Annotated in this window: 2 protein-coding genes; both read left to right on the forward strand. The window is 34.8% G+C overall.

The features are described from left to right. The first annotated feature begins 86 nt into the window (after positions 1–86). Positions 87–1052: a hypothetical protein gene (locus tag AC1DPZ_RS25390; RefSeq protein ID WP_477408728.1), complete on the forward strand. Its 966-nt coding sequence runs from the start codon at positions 87–89 to the stop codon at positions 1050–1052. 96 nt (positions 1053–1148) lie between these two features. After that, positions 1149–2198: a response regulator gene (locus tag AC1DPZ_RS25395; protein ID WP_477408730.1), complete on the forward strand. Its 1050-nt coding sequence runs from the start codon at positions 1149–1151 to the stop codon at positions 2196–2198. Positions 2199–2523: the final 325 nt, after the last annotated feature.

The raw sequence follows: 2523 nt of genomic DNA on the forward strand, positions 1-2523 counted from the left end.
GGCTAGCTTTTTATTATGCACTGGTTTTAATCCTTTTCTTGTTTGCCGGCAAAGAACAACAATTTATTTACTTTCAATTTTAAACAATGAGCCACTTTTTAAATAAAACACTGACGTTTATTTTAACAAGTATATTATTAGTAGCCTGCGTAATATTGATACCCAATTTTTTGGTTAAAAAATTGTCGAGGTTTAATATTGATAAGGGCTACAAAATTGTGCTGTTCGGCCATTCGCACTCTGAGTGTGCTTTTAATGATTCTTTAATATCAGGTTTTAAAAATCTGTCTCACTCAGCAGAGCCTTACTTTTATACTTACCAAAAAGTAAAAAAGGTAATTTCTCAAAACAACCAGGTAGAAACCATTTTAATAGAGTTTTCAAATAATCAAATTGACGAAAAAATGGATGAATGGACCTGGGGTTATAAATATATGTCGAACATGTTTCCACAATACGCATCGTTTATGGATCAATCAGATTTAGAACTGCTATTTGATAAAAATCCTAAAGATTTTGTAAATTGTGTTTCCATTTTAACCCGCCAGAATATATTCAGAGTTGCGTCCTTAAACTATAACTTCAGTAGCAATATTGGTGGCTATTTAAAAATTAATAATCCTAAACCGCTGGAAATAAAAAATACACCATCAATCCTCCGTAATGAAGCAACATCAGAGCGTACTAAGCTGTCGATGACTAACCTTAAATATCTTCGTAAGATAATTGATTATTGCCATCAAAAGCACAAAAAAGTATTTTTGGTAAGGAGCCCCCAGCATAAAGGTTACGAATTCATGAAAAATGAAAAGGTTTTCATGACGATTAAGAAATTATATTTTCAGGATGTTGAGTTTTTAGACTTCAACAATTTTCCTTTAAATGATGATGAATTTGCAGATCTGGGCCATTTAAATTTTAAGGGGGCATCGAAGTTTTCAGGATATGTTAACAGGATGATCGATTCTGGAATCTTAGTACCCGGTAACAAGCAGGTATTTATAAATGCGGTTATTCCGGTTGGAGATCATTTTGTGCATGGCGTAAAATAGAACTGATGTAAACAGCCCGATTCACACTCATTTGCTATTGGCGATAGTAGTATAATCTTTTAAAGAATTTATTCGTATGCTTATATTCAATAGATCATGAAAACAGTCCTCATCATTGAAGATAATAACGATATCAGGGAGAGGATTACCAGTGTTTTGGGATTTAACGGTTATATGGTACTACAGGCAGAAAACGGCAGAAAAGGTGTGGAGCTGGCACAATTAAAAAAGCCAGATCTTATTCTTTGCGCTATAATGATGCCCGGAATGGATGGCTATGAGGTATTAAATATGCTGCACAAACAGTCAGAAACAGCCCGCATTCCCTTTGTTTTTCTAACGGCCAGGGCCGAACGAAAAAACTTTAGAAAAGGAATGGAAATAGGAGCGGATGATTTCCTGGTTGAGCCCTTTGATGATCTGGAGTTATTGCATGCTCTTGAAAGTCGGTTTTATAAAAAAGAAATACTTGAACATTATTATATTAAATCCTTCTTAAGTTTGGAAAAACTAACTGCAGGAAATAAAAACGGAAAGGCAGATCTGAAAACCGTAATAGCCGGCCGTAAAATTAAACAGATCAAAAAAAAACAGATACTTTACTATGAGGGCGATGAGGCTTCAGGTTTATATCTTTTGCTTGATGGTTGTATTAAAACCTTTAAAATAGCAGATAACGGGCATGAATTGTTGTTAGGTTTATTTAAACCGGATGATTACATAGGTTTATATTCTTTATTATCGTCAGAAAGTTATTCCGAAACGGCAGAGGCTGTTAGTGATTCCACTGTATGTTTGCTTCCCCGTGAAATGGTGCTTGATATGGTAGATCATTATCCGGATATTAATCAGCAGTTTATCCATATGATGGCCAGTAATATTCGCGAGAAAGATAACCAGTTATTATTGATGGCCTACAATTCGGTTCGCAAGCGCTTATCACAGGTGCTTTTGCGATTAAGCACTCCATTGTCAAATCCACTCTTGTTTAATATATCACGTGAAGAACTGGCGGGAATGGCTGGCATAGCTTCAGAAACCGTGAGCAGGATACTTACAGAGTTTAAATCAGAGGGATTGATAGAGCGTATTGGCACCCATATAAGAATAATAGATCATGCCAGGCTAAAAAAGATGAAAGATTAAACATTCAATGTGTTATGTTAGCTTTGTTCATTTTGATTTTATTTGATTAAAAAGGGGGCAAACCAATGTATTTCATTCATTTACCCCATGCATCATTGAGTTACTAATTTTCTTTCAAATGTCTTTTATAAATCGAATCTTAATTGGTTGTAACCTTTAAAATATTTATTCAGGATTGTTTGTATTGGTCATAATTACTTTGAGTGCTTTTTCTTTTGCTGCATGCTCAAAGGTATCATAGGCCTCCATAACCTGGTCCAGTCTAAAATGATGGGTAATTAGTTGTCGGGGTTGTAGTTTGTTTGAGCTGACCGTTTTTAATAAC

Source organism: Mucilaginibacter sp. P4_G9 (assembly GCF_056400985.1).